Source organism: Corynebacterium sp. 1103A (assembly GCF_055700955.1).
In genome coordinates this window covers 66806-83919 of the sequence record NZ_JASTTF010000002.1, presented here as the reverse complement: position 1 = coordinate 83919, position 17114 = coordinate 66806, and the positions used below count along the sequence as shown (strand labels likewise).

At 67.1% G+C, this 17114-nt stretch carries 15 protein-coding genes; 8 read left to right on the top strand and 7 right to left on the bottom strand.

Translation table 11 applies throughout. The features are described 5' to 3' along the window. Positions 1 to 83: 83 nt before the first annotated feature. Positions 84 to 1361, bottom strand: a complete 1278-nt coding sequence (locus tag QQS52_RS01925; RefSeq protein ID WP_472772541.1) for an ABC transporter substrate-binding protein — start codon at positions 1359 to 1361, stop codon at positions 84 to 86. 161 nt (positions 1362 to 1522) lie between these two features. On the opposite strand from QQS52_RS01925, the gene QQS52_RS01920 reads away from it, so the two are divergent. The 4 genes from QQS52_RS01920 to purE all read left to right on the top strand — a co-directional run bounded on the left by QQS52_RS01920 (position 1523) and on the right by purE (position 5006). Further along, the gene (locus QQS52_RS01920) at positions 1523 to 2476 is read left to right on the top strand and encodes a biotin--[acetyl-CoA-carboxylase] ligase (protein WP_472772340.1); all 954 of its coding nucleotides are present in this window, start codon (positions 1523 to 1525) and stop codon (positions 2474 to 2476) included. Between the two features lie 55 nt (positions 2477 to 2531). Next, entirely contained in the window at positions 2532 to 3002 is a 471-nt protein-coding gene (locus QQS52_RS01915) for a hypothetical protein (protein WP_472772339.1), read from the top strand. A gap of 154 nt (positions 3003 to 3156) precedes the next feature. Further along, entirely contained in the window at positions 3157 to 4365 is a 1209-nt protein-coding gene (locus tag QQS52_RS01910) for a 5-(carboxyamino)imidazole ribonucleotide synthase (protein WP_472772338.1), read from the top strand. 119 nt (positions 4366 to 4484) lie between these two features. Next, entirely contained in the window at positions 4485 to 5006 is a 522-nt protein-coding gene (purE, locus tag QQS52_RS01905; RefSeq protein ID WP_472772337.1) for a 5-(carboxyamino)imidazole ribonucleotide mutase, read from the top strand. 112 nt (positions 5007 to 5118) lie between these two features. Here the strand turns inward: purE and QQS52_RS01900 are convergent, their stop codons facing one another. Then, positions 5119 to 6636 carry an HNH endonuclease signature motif containing protein gene (locus tag QQS52_RS01900; protein ID WP_472772336.1) on the bottom strand — a complete coding sequence of 506 codons (1518 nt, stop codon included), beginning with the start codon at positions 6634 to 6636 and terminating at the stop codon, positions 5119 to 5121. A gap of 199 nt (positions 6637 to 6835) precedes the next feature. Between QQS52_RS01900 and QQS52_RS01895 the strand changes: the two genes are divergently transcribed. Next, the gene (locus QQS52_RS01895; RefSeq protein WP_472772335.1) at positions 6836 to 7360 is read left to right on the top strand and encodes a YdcF family protein; all 525 of its coding nucleotides are present in this window, start codon (positions 6836 to 6838) and stop codon (positions 7358 to 7360) included. A 73-nt stretch (positions 7361 to 7433) separates the two neighbouring features. On the opposite strand, the gene QQS52_RS01890 is transcribed toward QQS52_RS01895, so the two are convergent. Next, entirely contained in the window at positions 7434 to 8633 is a 1200-nt protein-coding gene (locus QQS52_RS01890; RefSeq protein WP_472772334.1) for an RNase H family protein, read from the bottom strand. A 448-nt stretch (positions 8634 to 9081) separates the two neighbouring features. On the opposite strand from QQS52_RS01890, the gene QQS52_RS01885 reads away from it, so the two are divergent. Further along, on the top strand, positions 9082 to 10245 hold the full coding sequence (locus tag QQS52_RS01885) for an NRAMP family divalent metal transporter (protein WP_472772540.1): 1164 nt from the start codon (positions 9082 to 9084) through the stop codon (positions 10243 to 10245). Between the two features lie 68 nt (positions 10246 to 10313). Next, positions 10314 to 11117, top strand: coding sequence for a putative hydro-lyase (locus QQS52_RS01880; RefSeq protein ID WP_472772333.1), 804 nt, complete (start codon positions 10314 to 10316; stop codon positions 11115 to 11117). Between the two features lie 9 nt (positions 11118 to 11126). On the opposite strand, the gene QQS52_RS01875 is transcribed toward QQS52_RS01880, so the two are convergent. The 4 genes from QQS52_RS01875 to QQS52_RS01860 form a co-directional block, all read right to left on the bottom strand. Beyond that, entirely contained in the window at positions 11127 to 11741 is a 615-nt protein-coding gene (locus QQS52_RS01875) for a GntR family transcriptional regulator (RefSeq protein WP_472772332.1), read from the bottom strand. Positions 11742 to 11863: 122 nt separating this feature from the next. Continuing rightward, a complete protein-coding gene (locus QQS52_RS01870; RefSeq protein WP_472772331.1) occupies positions 11864 to 13594 on the bottom strand; it encodes an acetyl/propionyl/methylcrotonyl-CoA carboxylase subunit alpha in 1731 nt (576 codons plus the stop codon). A gap of 2 nt (positions 13595 to 13596) precedes the next feature. Beyond that, on the bottom strand, positions 13597 to 15150 hold the full coding sequence (locus tag QQS52_RS01865; protein ID WP_472772330.1) for a 5-oxoprolinase subunit B/C family protein: 1554 nt from the start codon (positions 15148 to 15150) through the stop codon (positions 13597 to 13599). After that, the gene (locus QQS52_RS01860) at positions 15143 to 15910 is read right to left on the bottom strand and encodes a LamB/YcsF family protein (protein ID WP_472772329.1); all 768 of its coding nucleotides are present in this window, start codon (positions 15908 to 15910) and stop codon (positions 15143 to 15145) included. The genes QQS52_RS01865 and QQS52_RS01860 overlap by 8 nt, the downstream gene beginning before the upstream one ends. Before the next feature lie 162 nt (positions 15911 to 16072). Here QQS52_RS01860 and QQS52_RS01855 point away from each other — a divergent pair, with 162 nt between their 5' ends. Beyond that, positions 16073 to 17110, top strand: coding sequence for a thermonuclease family protein (locus QQS52_RS01855; RefSeq protein ID WP_472772328.1), 1038 nt, complete (start codon positions 16073 to 16075; stop codon positions 17108 to 17110). Positions 17111 to 17114 lie beyond the last annotated feature (4 nt).

The window sequence follows — 17114 nt, the reverse complement described above, 5'->3', positions numbered from 1 at the left end:
GATGCCACCTCGCCGCACGGGAAGGGCATCGTTCGCTAGGTCGGTGTCGGGCCGGACCGGGGTGGGCCTTAGGTCGGGACGTTCTAGGCCTGGGAGGCTGACTCGATGGCGGCCTTCATGTCCTTGGTGGCGTCGTCAACGCTCTTGCCGTCGGTGATGGCGGCGTAGGCGTTGTCCTGGATTGCCTTGGAGATGGCGGAGTAGAACGGGGAGACCGGACGCGGGGAGGCGGCCTCCAGGGACTCCTTCAGGGCCGGCAGGTAGGGGAACTTCTCGATGAGCTCCGGGTCATCGTAGATGGCGGCCAGCACCGGCGGGAAGGAGGCTTCCGCGAAGGAGGTCTGGTTTTCTTCGTTGATGATGTACTCGATGAAGTCGCGGGCCGTGGCCTTGTACTCGGAGTTGATGTTGATGCCGTTGTTGTAGCCGCCCAGGGTGGACACGCCCACGCCGTCCTTGGCGACCAGCGGCTGGACCTCGAACTTGCCCTGGGTCTCCGGGGATTCCTCGGCGTTGGTGTACATGTACGGCCAGTTGATGGCGAAGGCAGACTTGCCCTCGGTGAACGCCAGGTTGGTCTCCTCCTCGGTGGCGGCGGTCGAGTCCGGGGAGATGGTGCCGTCCGCGTAGGCGTCGACCAGGGCCTGCAGGCCCTCCTTGGCCTCGGCGGAGTCGACGGTGATGGTGCCGTCGTCGGCCATGACCTTGCCGCCCCAGCCCTCGATGAATCCGACGGTGTTGACGGTCAGACCCTCGTACTGCTTGAGCTGGGTGGTCAGGCAGTCGGTGTCGTCCTTGAGCGCCTCGCAGGCGGACTTGACATCGTCGAAGATGGAGACCTCCTCGGGGGCGAGCTCCGTGTTGCGGTAGAGCAGCTGGCCGTTGGTGTTCTGCGGCAGGGCGTAGAGGGTGTCGTTGTAGGTGGCGGACTCGACGGTGGCCGGCAGCAGGCCGTCGGTGTTGACGGCCAAGTCCTCGGTCAGTGGGGCCAGCCACTGGTTGGCGGCGAAGTCGGCGGTCCAGACGACGTCGAGGGCCATCACGTCGTAGTCGGAGTTGCCGGCCTGCAGGGACTGTACGAGGGTCTCCCGCTGGGCGTCGGCCTCACCGGCGAGCTCTTCGAGGGTGACTTTCTCCTCGGGGTGCTCCTCGTTCCACTTCTCGATGATGGGCTGGATCTTGTCCGTGTCGTTCTTGCCCATGGCGAAGGTGATGGGGCCACGGCCTTCGGTATTCTCGGTGGCGGAGCCGTCGGCGTTGGAGCTGCCGGAGTCGGAGCTGCACGCGGAAAGCGCCAGGGCGAGGGCGGCGGTGCTGGCGATGACGCCGTTGCGCACGGCGCGCCGGGAAGGTGACTGCATCATAGTGATTTACCTTTCGGGAAACAGTAGGTGTATTCCAGGTTATATTCACCAACGTCCGGAAAAATAGTTTTTTGGGTTCTTGCCCCACGCCGGGGGTAGCGGGCCCGGCACCACTCGCACCCACAGGGCAGGTGGGCCCGGCGGGTATTGTTCGGGTTATGACTGAGCGAAACAGCAACGAACTGGACCTGGACCGCGTCCGCGCCGCACTGTCCGGCCTTTACAGCACCGTTGACTACAAGGAACAGACGGGATCCACGAACACGGATCTGATGGGGGCTAACGATGTCGCCGACGGCACCGTCCTCCTCGCCAACGAGCAGGTCAGCGGCAAGGGCCGTCTGGGCCGCAAGTGGGTCGCCCCGGCCGGCAAGCAGCTCATCTTCTCGGTCTTGCTGCTCCCGGATTCCCTCGAGCACCTGGGCTCCCTACCCCTGGCGGGCGGCCTGGCGGTGACCGACACCGTCGAGGGATCCGTCCTGAAGTGGCCGAACGATGTCCACATCGACGGCAACAAGCTCTGCGGAATCCTCGCCGAGGCCGGCCCGGTCGGCGCTGCCTTCAAGTCGGGCGGTTTCAAGCCCGGCGAGTTCAAGGGCGGCGAGTTCAAGTCCGGCAAGGCCACCGGTGAGCTGAACAAGGCTGAGCTGAATAAGGCTGAGCTGTATAAGGCTGAGATCAACAAGGCCGAGCTGAACAAGGCCGAGGTCGCCCCTAAGGCCGAAGCAGCCCCCAAACCCGAGGCCGGTGCCTCCCCGAGCGCCCGCGTCGTGCTGGGCATAGGCCTGAATCTCACCCTGACCCGGGAGGAGCTGCCGATTGAGAAGGCGACATCGCTAGCGCTGGAGGGCCGCGATACGGACCGCACCCAGCTGGCGATTGACCTGCTGACCAACCTGCGCCGCCGCATCGCGCAGTGGCAGAACCAGGATCCGCAGCTGATGCGGGACTACCGCGCGGTGTGCTCGTCGATTGGGCAGGAGGTGCGCTTGGAGGCGCCGACGGGTGATGTGGAGGGCATCGTCGAGGGAGTAGCCGACGACGGCCGCATCAACGTCGGCGGCGAGTACTACTCGGCCGGCGACGTGACCCACCTGCGGCCGCAGCGCTAGAAACCTCCACCGCCCCTTCGCCGCCGATGGCATCCCGGGTAAGCTTTAGGGCGCTATGGGATATATGACGATGGGGCCCGGTGAGGCCAAGCGGGTCGACGTGACCGCGCCTTTCCGCACGCTCGTCTTCCCGCTGCTGGAGCTCATCCTGATTACAGGGGTGTGCTGGATAGCCATCGGCTGGCTGGACGCGCAGGGGGCGGATCTGCGCCTGCGCAACGCGCTGGTCGTGCTGTGGGGCGTGCTCAGCGTGTGGCGCTTCGTGCTGCCGGTCATCCGTTCTCGCCGGAAGCGTTTCATCGTCACGGACCGGCGGGTTATCGCCCGGGCGGCCCGGCTGGGTGGCCGGCCGGATTCGATTCCGCTGCGCGACATCGTGGGGGCGCGGCGTCGCCGGGGCGGGATTTCGCTGGCGATCCGCGGCTACGACCAGGCGCTGTACTTCCCGGACGTGCCGAAGACCAAGAAGGTCGAGGCGGCCATCGGGGATCAGCTGCGAGCGCTGCGGTCTCCTATCTGGCGCTAGTGGCCAGCAGCCAACCCCTTCCGGGAACTAACCCCCGCCCGGAGCAACCCCAGGCCGGAGCAACCCCAGCCCGCTACTAGAAAATTGGGGTACCGTCATGCCCGGTTTCCTGGGGTGACGCGCGAGCCGCCGGCGCCGCGCTAGGATTGAAAACGTGAGTGAACAAGCTGGAAATCCCCAAGCCCATGCCCCCGGTATGCCAGTGGTCACCGTCATCGGTGACGGTCAGCTGGCGCGGATGATGCAGACCGCCGCCATCGAGCTGGGGCAGTCGCTGCGCCTGCTGGCGGGCAGCCCTGATTCGTCGGCCGCGCAGGTCTGCGCCGACGTGGTGGTGGGCGACTACACCGATTACGACGACCTGTTGCGGGCCGTCGAGGGCGCGGACGCGGTCACCTTCGACCACGAGCACGTCCCGAACAAGCACTTGGAGGCCCTCATCGAGGCCGGCTACAACGTGCAGCCGGTGCCGTCCGCCCTGGTCAACGCGCAGGATAAGCTCGTCATGCGCCGCCGCCTGCGGGAGCTCGGCGCCCCGGTCCCGGAGTTCGCCGAGATCACCAGCACCGACGATGCCACCTCCTTCTGGTCCGCCACCTCCGGCCAGGTCTGTCTGAAGGCCCGCCGCGGCGGCTACGACGGCAAGGGGGTTTGGTTTCCTTCCACCGAGGAGGAGCTGGTCAACCTGGTCAGCGAGCTCCTCGACGCCGGCACCCCGCTGATGGCGGAAAAGAAGGTCGCCCTGACCCGCGAGCTTTCCGCCCTGGTGGCGCGCACCCCGTCGGGGCAGACCGCCTCCTGGCCGATCACCGAGTCGGTCCAGCGCGACGGCATCTGTTCCGAGGCGGTCGCCCCGGCCCCCGGGCTAAGCTCCGCCCTCGAGTCCCGCGCCTCCCAGCTCGGAGTCTTGGTCGCCGAGTCGCTCGGCGTCACCGGCGTCCTGGCGGTCGAGCTCTTCGCCTTTACCAACGATGCCGGCGAGGAGGATGTCGCCATCAACGAACTGGCGATGCGCCCCCACAACACCGGCCACTGGACCCAGGATGGCTGCGTGACCTCCCAGTTCGAGCAGCACCTGCGGGCCGTCCTCGACTACCCGCTCGGGTCGACCACCCCGACTGCCCCGGTCACCGTGATGGCCAACGTCCTGGGCGCCGAGGAGGAACCGGAGATGCCGATGGCCCAGCGCGCCGTCGAGGTCCACCGCCGCTTCCCGCAGGCCAAGATCCACCTCTACGGTAAGGGCCACCGTCCGGGCCGCAAGATTGGCCACGTCAACCTGACCGGCCAGGACGCGGAGCAGACCCGGCACGAAGCCCGCCTGGCGGCTGGTTTCCTGGTCAACGCCCGCTGGGACGACTAGCCCACCGGGGCCCGGCAGCTTCCTCGGGCCCCGCGTATCTTCACCCCAGCCCAGGACCTGACTCCAGAACCCAGCCCCAGACCCAGAACCCGAAACCCACCGAAGGAGTGCCCCACAGCATGACTGCTACCCCAGAGAACACCCAGGCCCGCGTCGGCATCATCATGGGATCCGATTCCGACTGGCCCACCGTCGAACCGGCCGCCCAGGTGCTGGCCGAATTTGGTGTCCCCTTCGAAGTCGGCGTCGTCTCCGCCCACCGCACTCCGGAAAAGATGCTCGCTTACGCCAAGCAGGCTCACGCCCGCGGCTTGCAGGCCATCATCGCCTGTGCCGGCGGGGCGGCCCACTTGCCGGGCATGGTCGCTGCAGCCACCCCGCTGCCGGTCATCGGTATCCCGCGGGCCTTGAAGGAGCTCGACGGGCTGGATTCCTTGCTGTCCATCGTCCAGATGCCGGGCGGGGTCCCGGTCGCCACCGTCTCCATCGGGGGTGCCAAGAACGCCGGCCTCTTGGCGGTTCGGATCCTGGGCGCGGGCGATCCCCAGCTGATCGAGAAGATGAGCAAATACCAGCAGGACATGGCAGATTCCGTGGAGGAAAAGGACACAAACCTCCGCCGGAAACTGCTGGGTGACTAGCACGGATCTCACTGACCTAGCCGCGGGCAGGATCCACTACCGATATTCACAGCTGGTATGCACTACCAGTATCCGCTACCGGCATTCACTACCTAGTTTTAACTAGGCCGCTTTAACTAGCGGCCGCGGTTTGCCGTCGGAGCTTATATCCGGCGGCCTCTTGGGCGGCGACTGATTCATTGCATTCGACGTCGCTACTTCCAGGTCTGACGAACCCGACCCTTCCACTTCTCGGATCCCTGGCCGCGTGGCCCATGTTTCCTCTGCCATCTTGTCTGTCGTTGTTATTGACGTGATGGGAGCGGCATAACAACGTCAGATTGTGTATGTCTGTGACCCCGCCGTAGTACCAGGCCTGCAGATGGTGGACATCGCAAGCATTGGCGGCTCGGTCGCACCCGGGGTGGGAACACACCAGCTCGGAGGCAATCAGCGCCAGCTTCTGCATGAAGCTCGCCGTGCGCTTCGAGCGCCCCAACGCCAGCGGCTGGAAGTCCTCGCAGTCCATGATGCAGAGGTAATCACTAGCCGCGGCCCCGAGCCGGATAATGTCCAGCGGGGTCAGCGAGTGCCCGGTGTTGGTCGGCAGCAGGGAATCCGCCTTGAGGTTCTCGAAGTCATCGACCGTGCCGGAGATGATGATCGAGCCCAAGCCGGGGTGCGCCTTCTCGCGCGAGCCGAGGTACTCCTGCAGAATTGCGGTGAACTGGTCCGCCATCCGCTGGCGGTAGTTACGCTTGTCTTCCTCCGGCGGCAGGTCCGGGGTGCCCGGACGCGTGGCGGGCGCAAACGCCTGGCTCATCAGCGCCGCGGTGGCGCCGTCCAGGTAACCGCTCACGTGCACGCCACCGTCGGCGTCCGCGGGGCTGAACTCCAAATGACGCTTGCGGGTGGCGGCAAACCGGTCCCGGTTGCCGAAGGGATCCCGGCTGCGAGCATTCGCCGCACGGACCTCGCGGCGCAGCCACTGGGCGAAGTCCTTGAGGTTCCGCTTCTTCGCCTCGTCGATGGCCTTGTTACGCAGTTCGTTCGGCCCCGGGGTGGCGTGGGCGTTGAGGTGCTTGAGCTCGCGGTCAATGATGGCCAGGTAGCGGCCACGGAGAGCTTCCTTCTCCCGCAGCTTGCGCTGCGCCTCAGTGCGGGCCTGTTCCTCGCGCTCCCTGCGGAGACGCGCCTCTTCCTCGGCCTTCCTGCGGCGCTCCTCGGCCTGCTTCCGGCGTTCTTCTGCTGCGTGAGCATCCTCCGTGGAATCCCCAGTTTCCCCAGAATCTGCAGCATCCTCCAGCGGATCCTGTAGCGGCGGCTCCGATAGGGGAGCGGTCCCGAAGATGGTCTGCCCGTTGCGGAGCCGGTCCTTCGCCTCCCCGTAGGACAGCCCCAGCCGGTTCATAAGGTAGTCCATCACCCGCGTGGAGTTGACGTGGCGGCCAGCGTCGTCGCGTTCGGCGATGAACGCAAAGGCGGCATCGATAGTAGTGATGGTGCCGGAGAGGGCAGCGAGCTTCTCGAAATAAGGGTAGATCTCACCAAAGTACACCGAGTCCACCTCCGTGACAGCGGCGTGCAGGCGGGAGTATGCCTGTTCGATTTCGGCTACGCATTCGGCAATGGATTGAGTTGCTTCGGTCATGATCTTCACCCCCTTGAGGTGCTCGAACCTTTGTTCCTGACGACTTCAATCCTATTTAACCAACCACCCCACGCAACCCCTCAAGCAAAACTTTGTTCTAGATGGTTACATTGTTAGCAAAACGGGGGTAACCTCTGACAGAAATAGGCATCTCCGGCGTCGAACAGGGCGGTCAATACTATCAAGTATCCTTATTCTTATGTTCAGAGACGATGGCGGAAAAGCCTCCCGGCGACCAACGCTTGATCCGACGGCCCCCATCGTCGTCCTTGGCTCGCGCACCACCGCCGGCCGCCCCGAACCGCTGCTGCGCGCCCGCCTCGCCACCGCTGCCCGCCTCGCTCAAGCGCACCCTGACGCCCCCATCGTGGTCAGCGGGCACGGGGAAGCGCTACCGATGCACAACTACCTCACCGCTCGAGGCATCAATCCAGAGCGCATCCTCCTGGAGCCCCTGGCAACCAGCACGAACGAAAACCTCGAAAACTCCGCACGCTTGCTGCCCCCGGGCTCAACGATGACCGTCGTCACCAGCAACTTCCACATCTTGCGCACCCGACTCTGGGCCTGGCACCTCAAAATCCCCATCCACACGGTCGCCGCCCCGACCCCGCACGGCCACAAACTACATAACTATGCCCGCGAGCTCGCCGCGACGCCGCATTCCGCGCTGCGCATCGCTTGGCGACGTCTCCGGCACCGCCTCGAGGGCCGCCCCGACTAACCCCGAACGGGTCCAAGCAGTCCCCCAAAACCTGGCTCCCAAAAACTAGGCCCCAGAACCAGCCCCCAAAAAACTAGGCGCCAGAACCCGAGTCCGGACTTCCGCGCCGGCGCCCACCGCGACGACGGCCCCCGCGGCGCCCGCCCCGACGCCGCTTAATTCGCGCGCCAGAGCCAGACCCAGCACCGGAGCCTGAGCCAGCTCCAGACCGAGACCCAGACCTAGAACCTGCGCCAGAGCCACCAGTACCCCGCGTGACCGACTCGGGCAGGCGCGACGCCGCCCGCTTGTGGGCGTCCTTCGCGGCTTCCTGCAGGGCCTTTTCGATGCCCTCCGCCAGGGTGTTCCGGACCTCCTTCTGGCGGTAGGCGATGGCGCGCAGCCCCATGATGGCGATCTTGTCGGAGGCGCGGTTGAGCGGGTCGCCGGAGTGGCCCATGACGCGCCGGAAGGTGATGCTGCGCTGCCCCTGGTTGTCCTTCCAGGCCTGTTGGAAGCGGGAGAGTGCGCCCGGATGGATGCCGCGCCAGCGCTTGCCGAGCTTGCCCTGGCCGGTGATGTAATCGACGGCGCGCAGGGCGGCCTGGCTGTCGCTTTCGATGAGGACGTCGGTGGCATCGGTGTGCGCGAGGTACTTCAGAGCGAGGGTGAGGGCCTCGAGCTCTAGCTCATCCGTGGAGGCCTTCGTCCGGCGGGTGAGCAGCTGGTAGTCGCCGTTGCTGGCGACGAAACAGGACGCGCCCTTGATGTTGGTGTCGGAGGAGGCATCGGTGGCGATGCGGGTGGGGGTGGCATCCTTAGCGTGAGAAAAGTCGGAGAACTGCGGCCACCAGTGGGCCTCCGTGGCGGGCGGGGGAGTGGGCTTGCGCTTGGGGGACTGGCCGTTGCGCTTGCCCTCGCGCTTGGCCTTGGTCTCCTCGACGGTGCGCAGCTTGCTGGCCCGCGGGCAGGCGCGGTTGTATTCGGAGAAACTGCCCGTGACCAGGTAGCCTTGCTTCTCCAGCTCCAGGCGCAACGCCCCGCGGCGGCGGCCGACGTTGCACCAGACCTTCTTCTTGGCGCCGTTGAAGCTGCGGATGCCGCTGATGGCGTCGTTGAGGTCGCGCATCACCGGCCCCACGGTGTCTTCCTCCGTGGTCCGCCCGGTGCGCACGAAGCGCGGGCCGGGTTTGGCGTCCACGGCGATGACCCACCCGTTGAGCTTGCCCTCCGCGGCGGACTTCCAGGGGACGTCCCACATGGCGATGGCCACGTGCACCGGCGCGTTGTGCATTTGCGGGGTGACCTTTCGCGATCGGTAAGTACGTGATTCTGTACCTACCAGTGTGGCGAGATCGACGGGTTCCATGCCTAATAGTAAACCGTACCGGCATCCGGGACCGTTCCCCGGGGTACCCACGATGCCCACGGGGCTAGGAGGGTGGGGTTCGCCTTTACATATTGTTCAACAACCCCCTAAGATGATGTGCATCACAAACCCGTGTGACCTATATCGCGGAGGGAAAGCAATGAGTGCACAGACACCCGAATCCACTTCTCATGCCGGCTCTGACCCAGGCCGGGACTCCAACCAGGGGCCCGCCCACAGCAATCAGAGCGCCAGCCCGGCCGACAACCAGAGCCCCGCCCAGGCCACCGGCACCATCCAACCGGCTGCCGATGCCGCAGCTTCCCCCTCGGGCGCCAAGAAGAAGTCTCCGGCCTCGAAGGGGATCGGCGCCATGGCCGGCGCCATGTTCCTCATGGCGACCTCCGCCATCGGCCCGGGCTTTTTGACCCAGACCTCTGTCTTCACCGTCCAGATGGGCGCGGCCTTCGCGTTCGCTATTGCGGTGTCGATCCTCGTGGACATCGCTATCCAGCTCAACGTCTGGCGCGTGCTGTGCGTGTCCGGCATGCGCGCCAACACCTTGGCCAACACGGTCCTGCCGGGGCTCGGCTGGGTGCTGGCCGCCTTCGTCTTCTTCGGCGGCTTGGTCTTTAACATCGGCAATATCGCCGGCGCCGGCTTGGGCATGAACGCCATGCTGGGCCTGGACGCCCGCTGGGGCGGCCTCATCGCCTCCGCCATCGCCATCTTCATCTTCCTGTCCAAGCGCGCCGGCATGGCCCTGGACCGGCTGGTGGCCGCGCTTGGTGCCATCATGATCCTGCTCATGCTCTATGTCGCGATCGTCTCCCAGCCCCCGCTGGGCGAGGCCCTCAAAAACACCGTGGCCCCGGAGACCATCGACCCGTTTGTCATCACCACCATCATCGGCGGCACCGTGGGCGGCTACATCACCTTCGCCGGCGCGCACCGCCTGATTGACACCGGCTACTCTGGCGTGGAGAACGTCAAGAGCATCACCTACACCTCGGTCTCCGGCATCATCATCACCGGCATCATGCGCGTGCTGCTCTTCCTGGCCGTCCTGGGCGTGGTGGCCACCGGCGTGACCCTGTCTGAGGACAACACTGCTGCCGATACCTTCCAGCACGCCGCCGGCGAATTCGGCCTCCGCGCCTTCGGTGTGGTCCTATTCGCGGCCGGTCTGTCCTCGGTCATCGGCGCGGCCTATACCTCCGTGTCCTTCGTGACCTCCCAGCAGTCCAGCGACAAAACCCGTAACTTCGCCACCGTTGCTTTCATCGCCGTGTGCGCCGTGGCCTTCGTAGTCCTGAATTCCGCCCCGCAGACCCTGCTGATCTTCGCCGGCGCCATCAATGGTCTCATCCTGCCCATTGGCTTCGCCATCGTGATGTGGGTGGCCTGGCGCCGCCGCGACCTGCTGCAGGGTTACAAGTACCCGACCTGGCTGCTGGTCCTGGGCGTCCTCGCCTGGTTCCTGACCATCTTCATCGGCGTGATGGCCTTCAGCGGCATCGCCGCCCTCTGGTCCTAGACCTCAGAACAGGGAACTCCGGACCGCAACAACCAGCGTCAAGGAAAACAACTTAGGAAGGCCGCCCCATGGCATCGGATCGCACCCAGAACCTCAACCCGAACTCGACCCCGGCGGAGGTGCGCGCCTTCGCCCGACACCACCCGCTGCCGACGACCTCGGGGCTGGCCCGCGGCTATATGCAGGCCAACCTGCTGGCTGTGCCCCAAGAATACGCCTTCGATTTCCTGCTGTTTGCTCAGCGCAACCCCAAGGCGTGCCCCATCGTGGGCGTGCTGGAGGCCGGCCAGCACTCCTCGGACCTGCTTGCCGGCGGGGACATCCGCACCGACATCCCGGGCTACCGCGTCTTTGTGAACGGCGAGCTGACGCAGGAGACTGCCGATGCCACCTCCTTCTACACCCCGGACATGGTTAGCTTCCTCATCGGCTGTTCCTTCACCTTCGAGACCGCACTGCTGGACAACGGCGTAGAAATCCCCCACATCGCCCAGGGCAAGAACGTGGCCATGTACCGCACGAATATCGCCACCACGCCGGCCGGGATCTTTAGCGGGCCGCTGGTGGTCTCCATGCGGCCCATCAAGGCCTCCCAGGTAGCCGATGCCGTGCGGATTACCTCGCGCTATCCCGGCGTCCACGGGGCGCCGGTGCACGTGGGGGATCCGGCGGCGATTGGCATCGATAGCCTGGGAGATCCCGATTTCGGCGAGGCCATCAACCTGCCGGCCGGCTACATCCCGGTCTTCTGGGCCTGCGGGGTCACGCCGCAGGCGGTGGTGATGAACTCTGCGCCCAGCCTGGCCATTACCCACGCGCCGGGGCAGATGCTGGTCACCGACGCCCGCGATCTGGGCTACCAGGTGCCCTAAATCGCGGCTTTAAACCACAGCTAAAATCTTGTCGCAGGTCGCGCGCAGCGTCGCGTGGGAGAGATCGGCGGCCGCGCGGCGCTCGCCGCGGGCGATAAGGCCTGCGAGCTCCACGTTGCCGTCGATGTGATCGGCGTGCAGCAGCGGGTAGCGGGGGATGACCAACAGGAAGGTCAGGCGCATGCGCGCGAGCAGGTTGCCCATCTGCTCGTCCAGCGTCGGCGAGCCGAGCGCGGCCACCAGCGCCCTGTGGAAGCGCTGGTTGATGTTGGAGACCTCTTGGTGCTCGCCGCTGGCGGCGAAAGCGCGGGCGGACTCGGTTAGCTCGACCAGCGCCGCGGCGTCGGAAAAGTCGCCCCAGAGCACTCCGGAGGGCTCGATGGCGGCGCGGGCGCGGAAAAGATCCTGGATATAAGCGCGATCCGGGGTGGCGATGAAGACCCCGCGGTTGGGGATGCGATCCACCAGCCGCTCCGCGGTCAGCCGGGCGAAGGCCTCGCGCAGGGTATTGCGGGAGCACTCGAAGCACGCGGCCACCTTGACCTCGCTAAGCTGCTGGCCCGGCTGGTACTCGCCCCGGGAGATGGCGTCCCGAAGGCCCGCCGCGACGGTCTGAGAAAGCATGCGTAACACTCTAGTGCCGCGCCCCGGCTTACAGGGCACTTTGGCCAAACCAGCTTGCCGGTGCCGCCTCCGAGACGAAAGCAGCACCTGCGCGCGCCGGGGTAACGCGGCGGGGTAGGCGGTTAGTTGATGGTGGCGATGACGTCGTCGGGGCTAACGCGCTCGCCGGCGTCGACCTTGATGGAGATCGTGCCGGCGTTGGGCGCCTTGACGGCGGATTCCATCTTCATGGCTTCGATGGTAGCGATAGCGTCTCCCTCGGCGACCTCGGCGCCGTCCTCGACCTTCCACTCGACCAGGTTGGCCTCGAACGGGGCGGTCACGGCCCCGGCGGAGCCGGCCTTGGCCTCGCCGCCGGCGGGGGCGGCGGAGCTAGTGGCCCCGGCGGACGCCTGGAAGAACTCGACGGGCAGGCCGATGTTCATCAGCTTGCCGTCGACCTCGATGGCCACGGTGCGGCGCTGCGTGTAGATGGCTTCCACCTGCTCGGTCTGGTGCCCGGCGGACGGGCGGTAGTTGTGGTCCACCCAGTCGGTGTAGAGCCCCAGCTCGTCGCCGGTCAGCGCCGGGTTGTTGACCATGTCGCGGTGGAAGGGCAGCACGGTGCGCACGCCGGAGACCGTAAACTCCTGTAGCGCCTGCTGGGCGCGGCGCAGGGCCACCTGGCGGTTAGGCCCCCAGACCACCAGCTTGGCAATCAGGGAGTCGTAGTACGGCGGCACGATGGACCCGGTGCGCACGGCGGCGTCGACGCGGATGCCGGGGCCTGTCGGCGGCTCGAAGGCCACGATGGTGCCCGGGCAGGGGGCAAAGCCGTTGAGGATGTCCTCGGCGTTGATGCGGAATTCGAAGGCGTGGCCGTGGGATTCCGGATCCTCTGCGATGGAGATCTTCTCGCCGGCGGCGATCCGGAACTGTTCGGCGATGATGTCCACGCCGGTCACGGCCTCGGTGACGGGGTGCTCGACCTGGACGCGGGTGTTGACCTCCAGGAAGGATATGGTGCCGTCCTCGGAGACGATGAACTCCACGGTGCCAGCGCCGGTGTAGCCGACCTTTTGGCAGATGGCTCGGGAGCCTTCGATGATGCCCTGGTACTGCTTCTCGGTCAGGTTCGGGGCCGGGGCCTCTTCGATGAGCTTCTGGAAGCGGCGCTGCGTGGAGCAGTCGCGGGTGCCCAGCACGCGCACGTTGCCGTGGGTATCCGCTAGCACCTGGGCCTCCACGTGGCGCGGGTGGACCAAGAACTTCTCCACGAAGCACTCGGCTCGGCCGAAGGCCTCCATGGCCTCGCGGCCGGCGGAGTTGAACGCGCCCTCGATCTCTTCCATGGTGTCCACGACCTTCAGGCCGCGCCCGCCGCCACCGTAGGCGGCCTTGATGGCGATCGGCAGGCCGTGCTCCTCGGCGAAGGCGCGGGCCTCCTGCCAGTCGCCGATGGGATCGGAGGTGCCCGGGGCCAGCGGGGCGCCGACCTCCTCGGCCACGCGGCGGGCGGCGATCTTGTCGCCCAGCAGGTCGATGGCGTCCGGGTCCGGGCCGATCCAGGTCAGGCCGGCGGCGCTGACGGTGCGGGCGAACTCGGAGTTTTCCGACAGGAAGCCGTAGCCCGGGTGGATGGCGTCCGCGCCAGCGCGCACGGCGATGTCCAGCAGCGCCGGGATGTTCATGTAGGTCTCGCCGGCGGAGTTACCCGGCAGGGCGTAGGCCTCGTCGGCCACCACGGTGTGCAGGGCGCCGGCGTCGGCCTCGGAGTAGACGGCGATGGAGCGGATCCCCAGGTCGCGGGCGACGCGGGCGATGCGCACGGCGATCTCGCCGCGGTTAGCAATAAGTACAGCAGAAATGGCCATGGTTAGTTGACTCCTGAGACTAGTTCGAAGCGGACCCGGGCCCCGGGCGGGAGCTGGGCGGCAATATCAATATCTTCTTCCAAGACGGTGGCGACGACGGGGTAGCCGCCGGTCACGGCGTGGTCCCGCAGGAAGACCACGGGCTTGCCGTTGGGCGGGATCTGCACGCTGCCGGCCACCATGCCCTCTGAGGGCAGCTCGCCGTCGACGACGCGTTCGATGGTGGCATCTCCAGCCAGACGCAGGCCGACACGGTTCGAATCCGAGGTGACGGTCCACTCGGTGTCCAAGAACTGCTGGACGTTCTCGCCGAACCAGTCGTCGCGCGGTCCCAGCGCGCAGCGCAGCACGCCGGTGGTGGTGCCGTTGTCATCGCACACGCGCAGCGGGTTGGCCAGCTGGGCGTCCGTCATGGCGTTCGAGCGCGGCAGCACGCCGATGACCTCGCCGGCACGCACCGGGTCCGGGCCCAGCCCGGAGAGCACGTCCGTGGCGGACGAGCCCAGCTCCGTGTCAGCGATGATGCCGCCGCGGATGGCGATGTAGGAGCGCATGCCGGTAATCGCCGGGCTAACGGTCAGGGTGGTGCCGGCGGTGACCAGGATGGGGCGGGCCAGCTGCAGCGGGTGTTCGCCCACGCGCACCACGGCGGTTGCGCCGGTCACACAGATGACCGTGTCGGTCAGCGCCTTGAGCTTGATGCCGCCGATGTTTTCCAGCACCGTCGCATTGCGTGGGTTGCCCACCGCGATGTTGGCGGTGGCGGCCGCCGCGCGGTCCGCCGCGCCGGAGGGGGTAACGCCCAGGTCGCCGCGGCCCGGCCGGCCGAGGTCCTGGTACAGGGTCAGCAGGCCGGCGTCCTCGACTTCCATGCGGGGCAGGCGCGCCGGGGATTTCTTGGCTCCGTCGTGGTCGCGGGTCAGCTCGGGCAGCTCGCGCACCGCGTTGTAGCGCACCCGGTCGCCGGGCTGGACCAGCGCCGGCGGCTCCGCGTGAGACTCCCACATCGGGGTGTTCGTGGTGCCGATGAGCTGCCAGCCGCCGGGGGAGACGCGCGGGTAGACCGCGGAGAAATCGCCTGCGATGCCCACCGCGCCCGCCGGCACGGCCGTACGCGGGTCGGGGCGGCGCGGCATGGCCTTGGCCTGGGCCGGGTCCTCCGGCGCGCAGTAGGTGAACCCGGGCGCGAAGCCGCCGAAGGCGGCGGTCCAGGTGGTGGAAGTGTGCCAGTCGATGAGCGCTTGCTCCGACATACCGAGCAACTCCGCGGCATCGGCCAGGTCCTCGCCGTCGTAGCGCACGTCGATGTCCACGGTGCGCGGCTCGCGCCGGCCCGCCTTCGTGGGCTGGAACTCGGCCAGCTGCTCGGCGGCGAGCTCGGCCGCGCGCGGGGCGTCGAAGGTGACCAGCAAGGTGGTGGCGGCGGCGATACAGTCGACCTGGTGCGGCAGCGGGTGCGCGGACAGCTCCGCGTGCCAGCTCATGACCTGGTCGAGCCCGTCCAAGTCGATGAGCATCGCGCGCGTGCCGACCGGGTGGATGGTGGGGTTAGACATCGAGGAAGCTCCGAATCTCCACGCCTTCGCGGCCCAGCAGGTCCACCACGCCGCGCAGCAGCTCGACGGCGCCGGGGGAGTCGCCGTGGGTGCACACGGACTGGGCATCGACGGCCAGCTCGGTGCCGTCGTAGGCGGTGATAGAGCCGGTGCGAGCTACCTGCAGGACGCGGTCGGCTACGGCCTGCGGGTCGTGCATGACCGCGTGGGACTCGCGCCGGGAGACCAGCGTGCCGTCGGCGTTGTAGTTGCGGTCGGCAAAGGCCTCGCGCACCACCCTCAGTCCCTGGTCCTCGGCCATGTCCACGGCCACGCCGCCGGGCAGCAGCATCAGCGGCAGGTCGCCGAAGGCGCGTACGCCGTCGATGACCGCCTGGGCCTGGGCCTGATCGTGCACGATGGTGTTGTAGAGCGCCCCGTGCGGCTTGACGTAGCGCACCCGGGTGCCGGCCGCACGCGCCAGGGCCTCCAGCGCGCCGATCTGGTAGGTAATCTCATCGGCCAGCTCCGCCGGGGCGTAGTCGATGAAGCGGCGGCCGAAACCGGCGGCATCGTTATAGCCCACGTGCGCGCCAATGACCACGTCGGCGCGGGCCGCGGCCTGGACCGTCTGCGCGATTGAGTGCGGGTCCCCGGCGTGGAAGCCGGTGGCCACGTTGGCGGAGGAGACCAGCTCCAGCATGGCCGCGTCATCGGCCACGGGGTTGCCGGCGGTCGTCTCACCCAAATCTGCGTTGAGATCAATAGCAAGCGAAGACATCAACACCATCCCTAAAATTGTTGAACAATCTGATGGATCCAGTGTAGCGCGCGTCACGTCGATTTGTGAATAGGGTTACGTTTGGTGGATTCCCCGGCCACCCCCACAGCCGCGGCGGGCTAAGATCGGAAAGATTTTGTTCTTAGAGGAAGGACCTGCGCAATGGGTTTTGGGAAAGCGCTTCTGGGCATAGGCGGGGTGGCCATCGCCGCGGTCGCCGGAGTGGCCATCATGGGCGGCGGGGAGGAACAGACCACCGTCAACCGCGTCATCGACGGCGACACCATCGACGTGCACACCGCCGACGGCGACAAGCGCGTGCGGCTGCTCAACATCGACACCCCGGAGCTCGCCCGTGACGGCCGCCCCGCCGACTGCCTGGCCGAGGCCGCCCGGGATTTCCTGGCCGATCTCCTGCCCGCCGGCACCGCCGTGCGCCTCGAATACGATGTCGAGCACCAAGACAAGTACGGCCGTGATCTGGCCGGCGTCTTTCTGGACGACGAGCTGGTCAACGCGCGCATCGCGGAGGAGGGCCTGGCCGCGGCCATGGTGGTCGGTGAGAACCGGAAGTTCTACCCGCCGGTCCAGGAGGCAGTCGATGCCGCCCAGCGGGCCCGCCGCGGCATCTTCGACGTGGGTCCCGAGTGCTTCGCCACCGACGGTGGCCCCGCGGCCACCGCGCTGAGCTCGTCCCCGACCACGACCTATGGTTCCAGTGATGAGGTGGCTGCCATCGACAAGCTACTGGCCGGCACCGCCGCCCGCCGTGCGGATCTGGACGCCATCGAGGGCGGCGCCCGCAATGCCTTCTACGGCACCTACCTGGTCGATCGCCTCAACGCCATACTGGCCGAACGCCGCGCCGAACTCGACGAGGCCGAGGAGCGCCTCCACGACGAGCGTGCCGATGCGGTCGAGGAAGCCGAGCGCGACAAAAAACGGCAGGAAGAGGCCAGCCGCCCGACCGGTGGCCCCGCACGCCCCGACAGCGCCGATTACCCCGCGCCGGCTAACCCTGCCCCGGCTAACCCCAACCCGGCTAACGATGCCCCCGCCGCACCAGCTCCCGCCGCGCCCGCGCCGGATACCTACACCGGCTGCCGCGCCTACGGCGGAAACTACGCGCTGACCTCTGTGGACAATCAGGGTCGGCCGTACGCCAGGATCGATTGCTCGACCAAGGTGCAGATTGGCTAGGGGC